The organism is Nostoc sp. PCC 7524, assembly GCF_000316645.1.
Classification (GTDB): Bacteria; Cyanobacteriota; Cyanobacteriia; order Cyanobacteriales; family Nostocaceae; genus Trichormus.
In genome coordinates, this window is record NC_019684.1 from 6,024,852 (window position 1) to 6,040,509 (window position 15,658).

9 protein-coding genes are annotated in these 15,658 nt (G+C 41.0%); 4 read left to right on the plus strand and 5 right to left on the minus strand.

Translation table 11 applies throughout. The features are described 5' to 3' along the window. Window positions 1–200: 200 nt before the first annotated feature. Entirely contained in the window at window positions 201–2,249 is a 2,049-nt protein-coding gene (locus NOS7524_RS24700) for an ABC1 kinase family protein (protein WP_015141207.1), read from the plus strand. Between the two features lie 508 nt (window positions 2,250–2,757). Next, the gene (locus NOS7524_RS24705; RefSeq protein WP_235622378.1) at window positions 2,758–4,395 is read left to right on the plus strand and encodes a glycosyltransferase family 39 protein; all 1,638 of its coding nucleotides are present in this window, start codon (window positions 2,758–2,760) and stop codon (window positions 4,393–4,395) included. A gap of 145 nt (window positions 4,396–4,540) precedes the next feature. Here NOS7524_RS24705 and NOS7524_RS24710 read toward each other — a convergent pair whose 3' ends face one another. The 3 genes from NOS7524_RS24710 to NOS7524_RS24720 form a co-directional block, all read right to left on the minus strand. Beyond that, window positions 4,541–4,984 (minus strand): hypothetical protein, encoded by a 444-nt coding sequence (locus NOS7524_RS24710; protein ID WP_015141209.1) that lies wholly within the window; start codon window positions 4,982–4,984, stop codon window positions 4,541–4,543. Window positions 4,985–5,053: 69 nt separating this feature from the next. Beyond that, entirely contained in the window at window positions 5,054–8,098 is a 3,045-nt protein-coding gene (locus tag NOS7524_RS24715; RefSeq protein ID WP_015141210.1) for a valine--tRNA ligase, read from the minus strand. A gap of 169 nt (window positions 8,099–8,267) precedes the next feature. Further along, entirely contained in the window at window positions 8,268–9,236 is a 969-nt protein-coding gene (locus NOS7524_RS24720) for a putative 2-dehydropantoate 2-reductase (RefSeq protein ID WP_015141211.1), read from the minus strand. Between the two features lie 235 nt (window positions 9,237–9,471). On the opposite strand from NOS7524_RS24720, the gene NOS7524_RS24725 reads away from it, so the two are divergent. After that, window positions 9,472–9,873 (plus strand): fasciclin domain-containing protein, encoded by a 402-nt coding sequence (locus tag NOS7524_RS24725; RefSeq protein WP_015141212.1) that lies wholly within the window; start codon window positions 9,472–9,474, stop codon window positions 9,871–9,873. A 198-nt stretch (window positions 9,874–10,071) separates the two neighbouring features. Next, complete coding sequence (locus NOS7524_RS24730; protein ID WP_015141213.1) at window positions 10,072–10,404, plus strand: hypothetical protein; 333 nt, start codon at window positions 10,072–10,074, stop codon at window positions 10,402–10,404. Window positions 10,405–10,665: 261 nt separating this feature from the next. On the opposite strand, the gene NOS7524_RS24735 is transcribed toward NOS7524_RS24730, so the two are convergent. Both NOS7524_RS24735 and NOS7524_RS24740 read right to left on the minus strand, forming a co-directional pair. Further along, entirely contained in the window at window positions 10,666–14,487 is a 3,822-nt protein-coding gene (locus NOS7524_RS24735; protein ID WP_015141214.1) for a CHAT domain-containing protein, read from the minus strand. 237 nt (window positions 14,488–14,724) lie between these two features. Continuing rightward, complete coding sequence (locus NOS7524_RS24740) at window positions 14,725–15,399, minus strand: hypothetical protein (protein ID WP_015141216.1); 675 nt, start codon at window positions 15,397–15,399, stop codon at window positions 14,725–14,727. Window positions 15,400–15,658 lie beyond the last annotated feature (259 nt).

The window sequence follows — 15,658 nt, forward strand, 5'->3', positions numbered from 1 at the left end:
TAACAATACCTACTACCATTGAGTTAGCAAACACATTTAAGTGTAGCAAAAAGCAAATGGTCATTAGTTAGTAGGCAATAGGCAATAGTTATTCTCCCCCATCTCCCCCATCTCCCCTATCTTTCCCAGTCCCCAATACCCAATCCCCACTCCTATTGTTACAATACTTAACATATTCAATCCGACCGGTAGCTTTCTCCATGAATGTCAAGACACTTCCCACTCACTCCCGACCGATTGAAGGCGAACTACAAAACGATACAAAAACCTTGATTGTGCGTTCCCCTACGATGGAGCCTAGCCCATCAACCAGTCTAGTCACAACTCATAAACAGCAGGTGTCAATCACACCAGATGTTGAACCTGAAACATTACTGTATGATCCTGGAGAGATAGCAGCCCATTATCAAGCTAGACCTCTGCAAGTTTTCCGCAGGATTTTGGCAGTATTGGGGCCGACTATTTCATTTTGCCTGGGGTTGTGGTGGGACAGTAAACGAGGAAAAGTTGTTAAAAATGACCGCCGTCGAGCTACGCAGTTAAGAGAATTACTAACCCAATTAGGGCCGGCTTATATCAAAATTGGACAAGCTTTATCTACTAGACCAGATTTAGTTCCTCCCATATATTTAGAAGAACTCACAAGATTACAAGACCAGTTACCGCCCTTTCCTAACGAAATTGCTTACCAGTTTATTGAAGAAGAATTAGGACAGCCTCCAGAAGAAGTTTACACAGAACTCTCAGCCCAGCCGATTGCTGCTGCTTCTTTAGGGCAAGTTTACAAAGGCAAGCTGAAAACTGGGGAAGAAGTGGCTGTAAAAGTGCAACGCCCTGACTTAAGGGAACGAATTACTATTGACTTGTATATTTTGCGTCGTCTGGCGGCTTTAGTACAAAGAAAAGTCAAACGGGTACGCAGTGACTTAGTAGGGATTTTAGATGAATTAGGCGATCGCATTTTTGAAGAAATGGATTATATCCACGAAGGCGAAAATGCTGAACGCTTTTTTGAGCTATATGGTCACATAAAAGACATTTATGTACCGAAGATTTACTGGGAATATACCAACCGTCGTGTATTAACGATGGAGTGGATTAACGGCACAAAGTTAACCCAAACAGCAGAAATTAAAGCCCAAGGTATAGATGCGCGTTACTTAATTGAAGTGGGTGTCCAGTGTTCTTTGAGACAACTTTTAGAGCATGGATTTTTCCACGCTGATCCCCATCCAGGTAACTTGTTAGCTACACCCGACGGCCAACTAGCTTATCTTGACTTTGGGATGATGAGCGAGATTAAACCACCCCAACGTTATGGTTTAATTGAGGCGATCGTTCACGTTGTTAACCGTGACTTTGAAGGGTTAGCGCAAGACTACGTTAAGCTAGATTTTCTATCCCCAGAAACAGATTTAACACCGATTATTCCAGCCTTTGGTAAAGTATTTGCGGATGCTCAAGGAGCTAGTGTAGCTGAACTCAACATTAAAAGCATTACAGATGAACTATCAGCTTTGATGTATGAGTATCCTTTCCGCGTACCTCCCTACTACGCTTTAATTATTCGCTCTCTGGTGACACTGGAAGGTATAGCTATATATATAGACCCCAACTTCAAAGTTCTCAGTGAAGCTTACCCTTACGTTGCTAAACGTTTGCTCACCGACCCTGCGCCAGAATTAAGATCATCACTGCGAGACTTGCTGTTTAAAGAGGGTAAATTCCGGTGGAATCGTTTAGAAAACCTGTTACGCAATGCGCGGAAAAATCAAGACTACGACCTCAATTTAGTAGTCAATCAAGGCGTAGACTTTCTGGCTTCTGAACGCGGCGCTTTCATTCGCGACAAGTTGGTAGATGAATTCTTTAACGGCATCAACGCTTTAGGTAAAAACGTTCTGCACAACTTCACCTATCTACTTAGAGAGCGTGTAGGTATTACAGCCATCAACGAAACTCCCGCAGCCACGGTTGAGCAACAACAAACTTTAGAGCATATCAAAAATATCTCTAATATTCTGAGAGAAACCCGTGGTTTTGACCCAGTGCAACTTGCACCGCAAATAGGACAATTGTTGTTCAATCCAGATGTGCAACGTTTAGGTCAACAAGTGACTAATCAATTAGTGCAGAAAGCTATCATTCGGCTGATTCGGGAATTACTCGCAGCAGATGAACTTAATCGCACTGAAAATAGTGATTTAATTCCATCTACAAGATTATCTTTGTCTGCAAAAAGAGTATAACCAGGAAACTCATTCTTTGTTATGGAGCAAGGAATGAGGCTCTGCCGACTTGTAGCAACTGCCGTGGAAATTGAATCAAAGTCCCCCCTTTTTAAGGGGTGTAAGGGGGGATCAATAAGTTTCTAAAATCACAGCCAAACACTTTTAAAACAACCTCTTAATCAGTAATCATTAATAAACAAGCTATGATATAAAGCAAGGTTTATTATTTATGCTAATAGTTTTGCCAGCTATTTCAATCATAATTGGATATTATCTATTTTTTCAAACTAATAAATGTTGGCGTAGTGCAGTATTATCCACATCTGTTGTATGGGGTGTAATCGTTACTGTAATTACAGAATCGCTCAGTTTTTTTCATGTACTGAATTTCAATTTTGTAGTATTTTCGTGGCTGCTAGTTAATATTATATTAGCAAGTATTGGATTTAAATTTTATCGTAAAAATCAAAAATGGACTATAAAAAATCCGATTTTAGAGTTACCTAAATTTTTAAATTTTCTATTGTTGAGTGTAGGATTAATTGTAATTGCGATCGCTCTAATTGCTATAGTAGCACCGCCAAATAACTGGGATTCAATGAATTATCACATGACTCGTGTAGTTCATTGGATACAAAATCAGAGTGTTGCCCATTATCCAACTAGTTATACACCACAGCTATATCAAAATCCTTGGTCAGAATTTGCTATTCTGCATTGGCAAATTTTAAGTGGTGTGGATTACTTTGCCAACTTGGTGCAACTGTTCAGTATGGTTGGTTGTATTGTCGGCAATTCGTTAATTGCTCAACAATTAGGAGCAGATTTGCGAGGCCAAGTTTTTACTGCTGTGGTAAGTGCGACAATTCCAATGGGAATTCTGCAAGCATCCAGCACACAAAATGATTATATACTGGCGTTTTGGGTTGTTTGTCTTGCTTATTATGTAATCAAAACTGTACAGCATGGTAAACAGACTACATGGGACATTTACTTACTATTGGCAGGTAGTTTAGGACTAGCGATTTTGACTAAAGGAACTGCCTATTTTTATATCTTTCCCTTTTTAGTCTGGTTGACTTTATCTCAAATCAGATACTTGCGCTGGCAAGTATGGAAGCCTGCTGTCATAGTAGCCATTATTGCTATATGTATTAATATTAGCCACTGGTTACGCAATTATAATTTGTTTGGCTCACCTCTTGGTGAACCCAATGATTATAAAAATGAAATTCTTGGCATTAATGTATTAATTTCTAACATCCTTAGAAATATAGCATTACACATAGGTACACCGATAGGCATAATTAACGCTATTAATTACAAAATCATTCAAATTATACATACATTTATTGGTATAGCAGACAACGATCCCCGTACAACTTTCCTCACCAAAAACTTTTTTGTACCAGGAACTTGGTCAACATTTGGCTTTACTGGTAATGAAAATAGTGCAGGGAATTTCTTACACATTTTACTAATATTTACTTGTATTATTATTTTTATTTTTAAAAAAGAATTAAGAAGACAATCCCAGGTTACTGTTTATCTAATAACTGTTTTAGGTACATTTGTAGTTTTTTGCTACTTAGTAAAATGGCAACCGTGGCATAGTCGCCTACATCTATCATGGTTTGTATTAACATCTCCTTGTATTGGTTTGCTATTGTCCCAGCTAGACCAAAAAAGATTAATTAACTATTTAGCAGTTTTTTTGATTCTCTCATCATTACCTTGGGTATTTTTAAATAGGTATCGACCTTTGATTGGGAGTAATAATATTTTCCAAACCAGTAGAATCGAGCAATATTTTATGAATAGACCTCATCTACTCCAACCCCACTCACAAGCAGTAGAATTCCTTAAGACTAAACAATGTGACTATATAGGACTGGCATTTGAAAATGATGCTTGGGAATACCCATTTTGGATAATGCTACAAGAAAATCAAGGACGAAAGTTTCAATTGCAACATATTAATGTGGCTAATAAATCGGCTATTAAAGAAAATCTTTACCCCTACATAGACTTTGAGCCTTGCAGTGTTATTTACATAAAACCTAGACAGAATAAGCAAGATAATCGGCAAGAGATTAAGTTTGAAGATCAAACTTTTGTGAAAGAGTGGGATTCTCAATACGTTGCTGTGTTTCTTGAAAAGTAATTCCTTGAAAGTTGTGGGGAAACTCCATCCACTGATGGGTGGAATTCTTCATTATATGAAAGCTGCGATCGCTAAATATATAACTTAAAATTTATCAATATTTATTTAATCCTAAATTTCTCATTTTTATAAAATTGGCCTAATTTTAAGAGCCACTATTAATATCTTTTGGATATCCGTTTCTTTCGCGTTTGAGACTTTCTTCTAAGGCTTGAATTTGCTCACGACGAGCTTCTAATTCTAGGGAACGACGGGCTAAATCTTGATTTTGTAACGTTAGTGATTGTCGCCACTGTTCTGCTCGTTCTATTTCTTGTTGCAAAAATTCTGGTGTAACACCAGTGCTGAGGTAAGTTTGTACTAAATACAACACCCAGTCACAAGCATCCTCCATCCGTTCAATATCACCTGTAGACGAAAGTTCTACTAAAACTAGCAACTTTTCGCTCATGGTGTTGCCTTTACCCAGCAAGATGAAGGCCTCTTCTGGAATAATTGTCCACAGATGATCCTCTTCCTGACGTGCTAATAAACGCAACTGGTACTGGTCTAAGAATTCATTTTTATGTACTTGGGCTAGGTATAGCATGACTGTGGCTTGGTTTCCATTCAAATTTCACAATTAAGGTAATGGGAAGACTCCCATTACCCTTTACAGCTATGCTAAACCACGCAGGCGATCGCGTAAAATCTCTGCTTGTTTTTCAGCTTCGGCTAAAGCGTCTCTCGCTGCTTGCACGACATCGGGTCTAGCTTTATCCACAAAGTTGGTATTGCTTAACCTCCCTTTGAGAGATTGCGCTTCTGCTTCCACTTTACTGAGGCTTTTCTCTAGCTTGGCACGCATGGCTTCTATATCCACTACCCCATCTAGAGGTATGACTACCTGTACTGTACCAATTACACCTGCAATGGCTTTTTCTGGTTCTTTAGCTGGTGGTTTTAGTTCTTGTGGTGCTGGAGTTAGTTCTGTGGTGGGTGGGAAGAACCGCGCCCAGAATTTTTGTCTAGCTTCAGCAATCAATAATGTATTGAGGACAAACCAAGCGGTGTAACCTAAACCCACGATTTCAAAGAACGTACCCAGGGCAGGAATATCATCTAAGGTATCGCCAACTGCTAAGGCGATTCTAAAAAAGATTAAACCGACGATAAGCCAGACAATTGTCCGCCAATTCCGGCGCGGTTTTGGCTGTATGACTGTTTTGGCTTGTGGTTCACCTGCAATAGTCAAATTCTCCACTTTGGCTAAATCTTGAATGTAAGATTGTCCAGCCGTGAGAATTTGCCGTTCTTGGGCATTTTCAGACTGTAAGTTCGCTGTGACTTTTACCCCTGGCTTGACTTCCGCCTCGGCGCGTAAGTTGCGGATAGTGCGGATAGTCCCAATTAGCAGTTCAAACTGTGCTTCTAAGTCTGGGTTAATTAAGTTGGTATTGGCTTTGGGATATGCCTGTAAAGCTAAGGTTTGCTTAGAGTCGGCTGGTTGTTGGGTGAGAGTCTGCCAAATTTCCTCGGTGATATGAGGCATAAAGGGATGGAGTAGCTTTAATATCCCTTCGAGTACATAGGCTAAGGTTTGTTGAGCGACTCGCCGCGATGCTGGATTTGCATCTTTTTGCAGTCTGGATTTAACTAACTCAATATACCAGTCGCAAAAATCACCCCAGATGAATTCATATATACCCTTGGCTGCTTCGCCTAAACCGTAATTGTCAATGGAGTTAGTAGTTTGCTGAATAACTTGATGATAGCGGGAAAGAATCCAGCGATCGCTTAACTCTAGGGATTGGGGATTGGGGATTGGGGATTGGGATTTTCCAGTACCCAGTCCCAAGTCCCCAGTCCCAAGTCCGTCGAGGTTCATCATCACAAAGCGGGCAGCATTCCACAACTTGTTGGCAAAGTTGCGGGAAGCTTCTACTGAGGATGATTCATCTTTTTTGCGGTCATATTCTAGGCGAATATCTTGACCTGCACCGGCTACTTCCTTGACTAAGGTGTAACGTAGGGCATCAGTACCGTATTTATCAATTAGCAACAGTGGGTCAATGCCATTGTTAGCCGTCTTGGACATCTTCTTATTATTCTCATCCCTAACCAAACCGTGAATGTAAACAGTTTGGAAGGGCATTGTGTTAGTAAAATGACCAGCCATCATGGTCATTCTCGCTACCCAGAAAAAGATGATGTCAAAGCCTGTAACTAAGGTAGTGGTGGGGTAGTAGGTGGCTAAATCTTGAGTCTTTTCAGGCCAGCCTAATGTGGAAAACGGCCATAGTCCTGAAGAAAACCAGGTATCTAATACATCTGGGTCTTGTTCTAACTGGACATTTTCGCCAAATTGGGCTTTTGCTTTCTCCCAGGCTTCATCGGTGGATTTGGCGACGATAAACGGGGTGGTATCGGTGATTTGTCCACCTGTTTCACTGACAGCATACCAAGCCGGGATTTGATGACCCCACCACAATTGACGAGAAATACACCAATCTCTCAAACTTACCAACCAATCACGGTAAACCTTTGTCCAACGTTGGGGGACAAATTCGGGGGTATTTTTCTGGTAGAGGAATTCTAAAGCCTTATCCGCCATGGGGCGAATTTTCACAAACCACTGAGTAGATAGTAAAGGTTCAATAGGAACTTTACCGCGATCGCTATAAGGAACGGTATGCTTATAATCTTCTACCTTAACTAAAACACCGTCAGCTTCAAGACGTGCAACTACATTCTTTCTAGCTACAAAGCGGTCTTGTCCTTGAAACTCTCCGCCGTTGGCGTTCAGCGTCCCATCTTTATTGAGGATATTGATAAACGGCAGATTGTGACGCTTACCCATTTCAAAGTCGTTCGGGTCATGGGCGGGAGTCACTTTCACACAACCCGTCCCAAAACTGGGGTCTACTAACTCATCACCAATGATGGGAATTTCCCGTTGCATAATTGGCAGAGTCAAAGTTTTCCCAATCAGATGTCTATATCTCTCATCATTGGGATTGACAGCCACACCCGTATCACCAAGCATGGTTTCTGGGCGAGTCGTCGCTACTTCTACATACCCAGAACCATCACTGAGAGGATAGCGGAAATGCCAAAGATTACCCTCAACCTCTTTAGATTCCACCTCAACATCAGACACAGCTGACTGAGAAGCTGGACACCAGTTAACTAAATATTCACCGCGATAAATTAAGCCCTCATTGTAGAGACTGACAAAGGCTTCTACCACAGCTTTTGATAAACCTTCATCCAGGGTAAATCTCTCCCGTGACCAGTCTACCGACACACCCAAGCGGCGCAGCTGATTAACAATTGTTCCCCCTGATTCCGTCTTCCACTTCCAAGCACGTTCTAGAAATTGGTCGCGTCCCAATTCATAGCGAGTTTTACCTTCAGCTTTGAGTTGTTTTTCGAGAATTGTATGGACAGCAATACTAGCGTGGTCAGTTCCCGGTAGCCACAGAGTATTTCGTCCCTGCATCCGGTGATAACGCACCAACACATCAATCAACGCACTTTCAAAGGCGTGACCCATGTGCAGACTACCGGTGACGTTTGGTGGCGGAATTACAACACAATAAGGTTCACCACCATGATTGGGGTCAGCTTTGTAAATTTGGTTGTCTTCCCAGAATTTTTGCCACTTCGCTTCAGTGGAAAAGGGATCATACAGACTGGGAAGATTCGGTATAGTTGCGGTCATTCTGGGAAATCTACGTTTGGAAGGACTCTAATAAATTTTGCCACAGGGTTGGGGGACTGGGGACTGGGGATTGGGGATTGGGGATTGGGGACTGGGGACTGGGGACTGGGGAGCAGGGGAGCGGAGAATAATAACTATTGCCTATTGCCTATTGCCTATTGCCTACTTCCTACTCCCTTCCAATTTGATTTCTGGCATCTAAGAATTTTAACTGGTGGTAAAGACAGCTAATTTTTGGTAAGTCTACGCCGGCGGCTTGGGTTTTTCTGAAGGGATTCCCTACAATTGCTTCTACTTCTAGGGGACGGCGTTCATCATAGTCGATTTTCATGCTGGTGCGGTAAGGGGTCATCTTGACGGTGTAATCTAGCATGGTTTGAATGAAGCTATCAGGAATTATCCGCCCCATACTGTTCGCCCCGGCTTTCACCTCAGACATGATTTGTTCTACTAAGGTGCGGGTGTGGGTATCTGCCATTAATTCGTCGGTGCTGGCATTGAGAATCACAGACAGCCCATTGTAGGGGATATTCCACACCAATTTTTTCCACCTTGCCAGTAATAAGTCTTCCGCTAATTCAATTCCAATTCCGGCGCGTTGAAAGTCCTCGGCTATTTGCTGCATTCTCTCAGTTATCCCAGCCAGAGAATATTTTGGGAGATATTCCCCTAAAGTGATGTGTCCGTAGTCCAAATGGCGGATATGTCCAAATCCCACTTTATTAGAACAGAGGAAGCACAAACCACCAATTACATGAACTTTGTCCAAAATTTGGGTGACTTCTTCTTCTACACCTAACCCATTTTGTAATACCAACACTACGCCATTATCTTTAACTACAGGTGGTAATAAATGCGGTAGTAAATGGTTTTGTGTGGTTTTCAGTGCTACGACTACCACGTCACATTTTGGCATCTTAGCGACATCGTTGTACGCGTTGACTTGAGGGAGGGTAAAGTCACCGTCTTTAGATTCGACAATTAAACCGTGCTTACTTACGTGTTCATAGTCACTCTTGAGCAAAAAGTGAACATCTAAACCCGCTTTTTGCAATTTAGCACCATAAAACCCACCTAATGCACCAGTCCCTAGGATGGCATACTTGCGATCGCCTAGCGCAGTTTGTTGTTCACTCATACTTTTTTACCCAAGATTTTCTGATGACTATCATAGAGTAGTGTCTAAAAACAAACTGTTGCACTGAGTTTAGCGATCGTCATAGTTCAAAATCATCTTATTCATAAAAATTAAAACTGTTTCACGATACTTTAAAATTTTTGGCAGGAGACACGGTAAACAGAATTCATCACCAAGGATGAACATCTCTTTTCCCACTCCCTACTCCCTATTTCCAAAACGATTAGGTAAAACAATGGCTGATATTGTTGATATTGCAGTTAGTGCCGATTCTTTTAAAACTTTGGTGACAGCTGTACAAGCTGCTGGTTTAGTAGAAACATTAAAAAGTCCAGGGCCATTTACTGTTTTTGCGCCTAATGATGATGCTTTTGCTAAGTTACCACCGGGAACAATTCAAACTTTGGTACAGAATATTCCTCAGTTAACAAGAATCTTAAAGTTTCATGTTGTGCCTGGAAAGTTGAAACAGGCGGACTTAGCAAAACTTGGCACAGTTACATCTGTGGAAGGTTCACCCATCAAAATTGATTGTTCTGATGGTTTTGAAGTCAAAAATGCCACAGTCTTAGCAGCAGATATTGAAGCCGATAACGGTGTGATTCATGTTATCGATACGGTAATTTTGATGGGTTGATTTGATTTCAGGTGGGCATTACCCACCTGACTATTGCTTAATTATTATGATTATTTATTACAAGCATAGTTAAAGACTTATGTATCTTAATTTATGTTAAATATATGCAGAAGTATTTACTTTAGATATATGCTGAGTTAAGTTGATATATCTAAAAATATATTGAGTTTTAGATGCCAACATTATCCCAACAGATGAATGCTTGATTTTCATACTTTAGCTGAGTTCTCTCGTACTAACTGCCTTGGTATTTGTGCATTCCTAGTGCCAGCCAATTTACTAGCTACATTATTAACAATAATTTTGGCTGTAATAGGTCGTCCAACTGTTCAAATTTGGCAAGCTGCTAGTTTTGCAAGTATTTTTGCAGTCTTAATGGTTTTACACGTATACACTTGGTTTATGATTGGTGTGGTAATGCCTCCTACTTATATCTTGTTAGGTTTAGCAATTACTTGTTTAATCGCCAATATTGCAGCTATTATTCTGCACAAGCGTCACCGCATTTTAACTTTTAGATTTAAATTCTAAAATCTTCAGAGGTATCTTCACGCCAACTAATGGACTGACAGGACTAAATTAGTGTAATAGATTCATGTTGGGTTAAACGTAACGCAACCCAACATGAATCTTGAGAAGTCAATATCAATCTCGGTGTTGGGTTTCCTTTGGATACTAAACCTCTCTTGTAGGGCGCGTCAGATGGCAAAAATCTGTTGAGAATTACGAACAACTCCTATCTGACGCACCCTAAGAATGTGCCGGTTGCGTAAGTCCTCAAGCAGTGAGTGATTACCAATGACTTTGACTGGGCTTACCTGCAATTGTAAAAGCAGCCCAATAGTAAGGATGAGAATAAAGCTTTTTATCAGGAGCCATTTTGCTAATTCTATAAAGATGTGTAGCTAAATAAGCTCTCAGTTTTAATTCTTCTGGATTGAGTTGATGAATTAAATCTTCATACCATTGGGTTAATTCTCCGGCGGTTATTTCCCTTAACCATGTTGTAGCGGCTGTTAAAGCTAAGTTAGGCGATCGCACTAACTCTAGTCTGCGGTAAAATTCAATCATGACTAAGGCACTGGCAGATGATTCTACTGTCCACAGGGTACTGACTACGTAGGGTACGTCTTTCGCCAAAAAACCATTGACTAATCCTACATATTCCGTAGTAATAATTTGATGGTTAGTAATAGCAGGTTCACAAGCAGAGAGAGTCACCAAATTATAACTTGCTAAATTGCCTTTACTGATGTCTCCTAAAGTGAGTTTATCTTCACCTGCTAGTGCCAATTCTGAGGTGTGAGGTTCATGCAAATTATTGATGACTTGCCCAGCAAAATGAAAGATATTGTAATTATTAAAGTAATAATCAAATAAGGCAGCTTCTACATGATCTTTTGTAGCTGCTTCTCCCTGGATGCGATGAGGATTAGTAAACAGTTGGTTGACGATTTCTGATTCCAGGTTGGCAAATTTTAAGGTGAAATAATTGATATTTGTAGGATATTCAACACTTAATAAAGGTTGCTCATCCAACTGCCAAATACTCACATTTCGTAGAGATAAACCGGTTTGAATGCTGGGCAGATATGTAATTGTGTATTTAGACTCTATATTTAGTTGTTCTTCCTGAAAAGCAGAGATATGAAAAAGTAGATGGAGGGGTAATCGCTGCAAATCGCGGTGAGGAATTAAAATCAATTGGGTAATATCTTCTAATTCTGGGGTAATTGTGTCAACTTCTAGAATATTTTTTAATTGCCATAGTCGTTGTTCCATTTGCAAACGCCAAGCATGATTACTTTTGCTGGTTTGATCCTGGGCTTGGTGACGATATTCTTGATAATCATGCTGCCAATCTTCTAGCCACTTTTCAAAGGCAATCAGCCGTCTTGTTGCTTCGGGAAGAGGTAAGTCTTGCAGAGGTGTAGGGTTTGTTTCTATTTCTTGAATGGGTGTGAAAACTAGGATGGGTGATGGAGCTTGGTCTTTAATAATAAAGGTATGTAAAGCTACGGGGCTAATATGCCAGTAAATAATTGCTGTGTGGGGATTGAGTAATGGTTGAACTGAACGATAGTTGAGGTGATGAATATCTGCATTCCACTCTGATAATAGCCAGCTTATACAAGAATTTTTCCCATGTTCTGCTATTTCCAAAGCCTCTACTAAATCACCATACTCGACGGCAATATCGGCTGCCATTTGTTCTAACCCAGCAAATTTGAGGGCTAGTTGTTTTTTACTGCCTGCCGAGCGAGTTGGTTCATTTAATAACTGTTGTAATAAAGTTGTGGCACGTTGCTGTAAATCTTGGGCTTGTGCTATTTGTCCTAATCCTAATAATGCTTTGACTAGAGATTGTAAAACCTCTAAATGTAACTGAGAAAAATCGGCGCTGGTTAAAGTTAATAGGGCTTGATTATATTCCGCTACAGCTTTGCGCCAATAGTTACGGGATGTATGATGTTTTTTACCTTGATCGTAGTAACTATTACCAATTGCTAGATGTAATCTGCCCCAACCTTCTGGGTGGGTGTCTGGGCGAATATATTTTAAACCTTCTTCATAACTGGCTATTTTACCTGTATAAGTACCTTGGTTTAAAGCCTGATTATTAATAACTATGGTAGTCAAGAGACTTAAATTATCACTATCAATTTGCCCCGCAGCCGTACCTCTACCAATCCAAGCTTCCCAGTAATCGAGTTTAATTTGTAAGGCGTGGTCGTAAGAAACGATCGCTTCTAAATATCGTTCTAAATAAAATAATGCTACGGCTTGGTTATACCAGGCTAAATGGAAATCTGGCTTAATTTTTATAGCTCGTTGATAGGAGGCGATCGCTTCTTTTCTCCGACCTAAGTTATCTAATGCTACACCCCGGTTATACCAAGCTAAGTAAAAATCCGGTTGACTAGCCAGGGCTTTATCCCAGGAAGCGATCGCCTCTGACCACTGTTTTAAATTAAATAATACTACACCCCGGTCAATCCAAGCTTCATGGAAATCCGGTTGAATTTCTAAAGCTCTATCATAGGAAGCGATCGCTTGTTGATACTGTTCGTTTACGGCTAGGGCTATACCTCGGTAATACCAATTTTCGGGATCTGCGGGTTCTAGGAGTAGGGCTTGATCATAACTAGCTATGGCTTCGGTAATTTGTCCTAACTTTAACTCCGCCCAGCCCTTACTAGACCAAACTTCTGGGTTATCGGCATGGATGGCGATGGCTTGATTAAAGGAAGCGATCGCTTCTTCAAATAGTCCTAATTGTCCGAGAGTTCCCCCTCGGTTATACCAAGCTTTGTAGTAATCGGGTTTGAGGTGTAGGGCTTGGTCATAGGAGGCGATCGCCTCGGTAAAATTTTCTAAATGAAATAGGGTTAAACCGCGATTGAACCAATATTCTGAGGAATTGGGGTTGATTTGGATGGCTTGGTTATAGGAAGCGATCGCCCCTGCTAAATCGCCAGATTTAGCTTGCTGTAGCCCTTGATAAAACCATGCTTGCGCTGTTACTAAAACATTCGATGACTCAGCACTCATGGAGGGGGGCTGATTCATCTGTCCTGACAGATTACTAGCCAACTGCTGCACTAAACTAGCACTCTGATCCAATCTCACCAACAACTCATCTAAAGTGTAAGCTACATCTGAATCTAAATTAGCTAGGGAAAGATCCCAATTACGTTGAGCTGATACGATAGCAGATCCTGGTTTTGGTCTTGTTTCATCAACTACCAGTTCACTCAAATTGCTAATGACATCTTCCCCATCTGGTACCAACAAGTATGCCTCTGTCGTTACGTCTTCTGCCTCCTGATATTCCCAACTTTGTAATTCTGAGGTTTCTATGGTGTTGTCTATAACAGACTCAATTGCTGCTGTAAATTCACCTGGATATTCCCAACTTTGTAATTCTGAGGTTTCTGTAGTGTTGTCTATAACAGACTCAATTGCTGCTGTAAATTCAATTGCCTCACCTGGATATTCCCAACTTTGTAATTCTGAGTTTTCTGTAGTGCTGTCTGCAATATTGCCAGTTGGGGTTTCTGGGGTAAGTACAATTTCTGTTTCTTCAGACTGCCATAATAATTCGCCCAAGTTGCGGAGTAATTCTTGTCCAGGGGAATCTAGTAGGGTATCAGCTGTATCGGTAGTTGTGACATCATACGCTTCTAGTTCTTCATAGACTTCTGGAAATTCATCAGCATCCCGATTCAACAACCGAATACCAATTTCATAGGAAAGTTCACCCACTTTCCCAATATCCAATTCACCTAGCTGCACCATCTGCGTAGCTAACTGATGATTAGGTGCAGGTGACATGAGTAATTTTTCACCAAAAACCAATAGCCAGTCAATCCAACGATCAATACTGATGCGATCTTCCATGCGCTGCAAATACTTAATTGCCCATTGCTGTCCTCGTCCTTGATAGACACCTTCCAACAACTGAGTAAACAACAGTTCTAGATCCGCATTAGTTAGTTCAGGTGGTGATTCTACCCCTTGTTCTCCCCTTGCATCGGGGAAAGAACCAGTTTGGTTACTAGCCACAGGGTGTTTTTCAATTGTTTTAAGCCATTGCAATAGCCGCGTGAGCATCTGCCATACTCTTGGATTTTGTTTACCCTAGATTGTAGCGATCGTTGTGTTAAAAAAAATATGAAAAATCATGATTTACCTGAAATCTACTGAAATTATCAAGGTTTTCCACCGTATAGTGATAAAAATATACAAATCTTTGTTAAAGCTTCAGGACTAGGCATGGGAAGAAGAGGACTTGAGGCAGGGGGCAGAACTTCTCCTTTTCTCCCTGCCTCCCCTGCCCCTCTACCCAATTCAAACTGAATCTGTCGTTGATGGACTAGCAGCATGATATTGATTGATTAGTGTCTGGACAATCAGTTGCGGATCATCTGTCTCAATAGCCAGCTGCTGGGCAATCTGCTGGCGTAAGTTTTCATCTTGCTGCAACATCAAAAACAACTCATCCAGAGTCACTGTTTGATATTCCCCCTCTTGAGGTGCTTCTGGGGGTAAAAAACTCTCTGACTGTGGTATATTTGTACTAACAGCATCAGGCCCGTCATATTCCCAGATGGGTTCGCCTTGATTGCGTGTTAACACTTGCATACCAACATCATAGGCAACGTCTCCTACTTCCCCAATGTTCAACTCACCCAGTTGTACTAATCGAGCCGCTAATTCGTTATTAGGTGAAGGTGATACTACTAATCTTTCACCAAAACGCTTTAACCACTCTACCCAACGTTCTGTGGGGACGCGATGCTCAATTTTTTGCAGCCACTTTATAGCCCAAGTTTGGCCTCGTGCCTGATGGACTCCTTCTAACAGTTCCGTGAACAGAAATTCTAAATCTGTGTCGGTGAGGGGTGGCGCTGATTCTTTCGGCACGTTAGCACCAACTTTGACAGGAGTTGTTTTTCTACCAAACAAGCCTTGAAAAAGACTTTTAAGCCATTGGACTAGCCGCTTGAGCATTTGCTGTACCATTTACTGTTGTTTCCCCTAAAATTGTAACGATCACCTGCGGTGGGTGTTTGCGCCGCCCACTAGATCACCGTTGAACTGCGGTTAATAAAATGTATGTACGCGTGTGTTGTTGTCTCTTCTAGGGTATTCCACAGTTTCCAAGATGGTGGCAAAGTTTAAAATGGTTTAATCCCAATTCAAAATAGCTTACGGCTAGACTTTCGCCTACAAAATTCAAAATGGTAAGACTTATGAATGGCAAAAATTCTCATAATTATTG

Excerpts from the sequence above, each read along its gene's own strand:
- NOS7524_RS24700 (WP_015141207.1), top strand. The coding sequence starts at position 201 with ATGAATGTCAAGACACTTCCCACTCACTCCCGACCGATTGAAGGCGAA.
- NOS7524_RS24710 (WP_015141209.1), bottom strand. The coding sequence starts at position 4,984 with ATGCTATACCTAGCCCAAGTACATAAAAATGAATTCTTAGACCAGTAC.
- NOS7524_RS24715 (WP_015141210.1), bottom strand. The coding sequence starts at position 8,098 with ATGACCGCAACTATACCGAATCTTCCCAGTCTGTATGATCCCTTTTCC.
- NOS7524_RS24720 (WP_015141211.1), bottom strand. The coding sequence starts at position 9,236 with ATGAGTGAACAACAAACTGCGCTAGGCGATCGCAAGTATGCCATCCTA.
- NOS7524_RS24725 (WP_015141212.1), top strand. The coding sequence starts at position 9,472 with ATGGCTGATATTGTTGATATTGCAGTTAGTGCCGATTCTTTTAAAACT.
- NOS7524_RS24730 (WP_015141213.1), top strand. The coding sequence starts at position 10,072 with ATGCTTGATTTTCATACTTTAGCTGAGTTCTCTCGTACTAACTGCCTT.
- NOS7524_RS24735 (WP_015141214.1), bottom strand. The coding sequence starts at position 14,487 with ATGCTCACGCGGCTATTGCAATGGCTTAAAACAATTGAAAAACACCCT.
- NOS7524_RS24740 (WP_015141216.1), bottom strand. The coding sequence starts at position 15,399 with ATGGTACAGCAAATGCTCAAGCGGCTAGTCCAATGGCTTAAAAGTCTT.